We start from the raw sequence: 2,488 nt of genomic DNA, 5'->3' as shown, positions 1-2,488 counted from the left end.
TCTCTCTCTCTCTCTCTCTCTCTCTCTCTCTCTCTCTCTCTCTCTCTCTCTCTCTACCCCTATCTTTTTGTCTAAATCCCCAGGCTGGGAAGCCCCCCCTCTAATTAAAAATCCAAATAGTCGAAAGAAGAAAGGCGGGAAAGAGTATTAAGAAAAAAATCTTTGTAATAAATATAGGAAGAAATCTTTGGAAGAAATCTTTGGAAGAAATCTTTGGAAGAAATCTTTGGAAGAAATCTTTGTAACAAATATAGGAATAAATCTTTGTAATAAATATTGGAATAAAAGGTAAAATCTTCCTAAATTTTCCTTCCTAAATTTTCCTTCCTAAATTTTCCTTCCTAAATAATACTTCCATAAAAATCATCGAAGAAAAATGGTATTAAAAAATTGAATAAAAATAAATTTAATAAGAAGTATATTCTGAAAAGAGGGAAAAAAGATTAGGATAAAAATAGTAATAGAATAGGGAGAAAAAGATATATATTAAGAAAGCTGATAAATAGTTAATAGCTAAGATCAGCAACAGCAAAAAAAAATGACACATTATCATGGATATCATTTAGTAAACCCAAGTCCTTGACCGATAGTATCAGTATTAGGAGTATTTGGAGCAATGGTCGGTGGAGTAATGTACTTTCACAGATACGCATATGGAGAATTATTAATAATAGTAGGATTAGTATTATTAATCACAACAGCAATAGTATGATGACGAGATGTAACACGAGAAGCGACATTCCAAGGGCAACATACATTAGTAGTTCAAAGAGGATTAAAATATGGAGTATTATTATTTATATTATCAGAAGCGGCATTCTTCGTATCATTCTTCTGAGCCTTCTTCCATGCGGCATTAGCCCCAGCAGTAGAATTAGGATCAGTATGACCACCAGTAGGAATAACAGCCTTAAATGCATTTGAAGTACCATTATTAAACACAGCAATATTACTGTCATCAGGAGCAACAGTAACATGATCACATCATGCATTAATAAGTGGAAACCGAAAAGATGCAATATTAGGATTAATAATAACAGTAGTATTAGGTCTAGTATTCACAATCTTACAAGGATTTGAATATTATGAGGCAACATTTACAATCGCGGATTCAGTATACGGTACAACATTCTACGTAGCAACAGGATTCCATGGATTACATGTAATAATCGGAACATTATTCTTATTGGTAATGTTAGTACGAATGATAAACCATCATATGACAAAACACCACCATGCAGGATATGAGGCAGCGATATTATATTTCCATTTTGTAGATATAATATGATTATTCTTATTCATAAGTATCTACTGATGAGGAGGAGCCTAAACCCATAGGGCGAAAGCCTAAAAAAGAAAACAAAATGAAAGCAGTAATAGATCGAAATGAAAAGAGTAATAGTCGAATAACAGGATTAAAACTAGAAATTCGAGGCCGAGTGAATGGGTCATTACGAAGTCAAAAGAAAGTAGCAGTATATGGGCGTCAACAACAGCAGCACACGGGATCGGTAATCGAGATGACAAAGAAGAGTATCGAGACAAAATATGGAACATTAGGATTACGAGTTCAAAGAGCTACAGAACCAAAAGATCAAATGAAATATCGAGGATTAAAGATGAGTACAATAAACTAAAGAAGAAAGAAATGAAAAAATGAGGAATGCGAAAAACAGGAGGTCGAAACAATCAAGGTAGAATAACAGTTCGACACCGAGGAGGAGGATATAAGCGCGCATACCGAGAACTGGAATATCGAGAAGGTCAACATGTGATCCACCTTAACGGTCAAGTGACCGGAATCGAGTATGATCCAAATCGAACGGCATATTTAGTAGCATGTCGCGCGCAAGTAGGAGGAATAACTCGAAACTACTATGAAATAGCAGGAGGAAAGACCGAACCCGAGATCGGAAAAGAAAATACGTATACGACCCTGAGCACAGTGGCAGTGGGAAGTTCAATATATAATGTAACATTGAAACCAGGTAAGAAGAGTCAAATAGCGAAAGCCCGAGGGGCATCATGTAAAATAATAAAACAAGAAGCGACAACGACAGTGATTCGATTACCAAGTTCAGAGATAAAACGATTAAATAATAAAAATCTATGTCAAGAAGGAGAAGTATATGGACGACCTCAAGAAAAACTAGGAACAGCAGGAGCGCATCGAAGATTAGGAGTCCGACCGCGAGTCCGAGGAGTAGCAATGAACCCAATAGATCATCCAAATGGAGGTCGAACACATTCATTAAAAGTGAAAAACAAGTGAGGTAAATTAGCGAAATGAATAAAAACACGAAGTAAAGAGGTAAGAAAATAAAGAATACAAACAGAAAGAACTCAACCCAACTCAACCCAACTCAACCCAACTCAACCCAACTCAACCGAATTCAACCCAATTCATTTTATCTCATCTTATCTCATCTCATTTTATCTTATCTTATCTTATCTTATCTTATCTTATCTTATCTTATCTTATCTTATC

2 protein-coding genes and 1 pseudogene are annotated in these 2,488 nt (G+C 35.3%); all 3 read left to right on the top strand.

The annotated features are described in order from the left end of the window. The first annotated feature begins 538 nt into the window (after window positions 1-538). The 3 genes and pseudogenes from JSS34_08770 (at window position 539) to JSS34_08760 (ending at window position 2,272) form a co-directional block, all read left to right on the top strand. Window positions 539-1,288, top strand: a pseudogene (locus JSS34_08770) (cytochrome c oxidase subunit 3). A gap of 76 nt (window positions 1,289-1,364) precedes the next feature. After that, complete coding sequence (locus JSS34_08765) at window positions 1,365-1,637, top strand: hypothetical protein (protein ID MBS0186387.1); 273 nt, start codon at window positions 1,365-1,367, stop codon at window positions 1,635-1,637. A gap of 26 nt (window positions 1,638-1,663) precedes the next feature. Continuing rightward, window positions 1,664-2,272, top strand: a complete 609-nt coding sequence (locus JSS34_08760) for a hypothetical protein (GenBank protein MBS0186386.1) — start codon at window positions 1,664-1,666, stop codon at window positions 2,270-2,272. Window positions 2,273-2,488: the final 216 nt, after the last annotated feature.

The organism is Pseudomonadota bacterium (genome assembly GCA_018242545.1).
In the GTDB taxonomy this organism is placed as follows: domain Bacteria; phylum Pseudomonadota; class Alphaproteobacteria; order 16-39-46; family 16-39-46; genus 16-39-46.
This window is presented reverse-complemented; position numbering and strand designations above follow the sequence as displayed.

Bases quoted from the DNA above. Each gene is read 5' to 3' on its own strand.
- JSS34_08765 (MBS0186387.1), top strand. From the start codon at position 1,365: ATGAAAGCAGTAATAGATCGAAATGAAAAGAGTAATAGTCGAATAACA.
- JSS34_08760 (MBS0186386.1), top strand. From the start codon at position 1,664: ATGCGAAAAACAGGAGGTCGAAACAATCAAGGTAGAATAACAGTTCGA.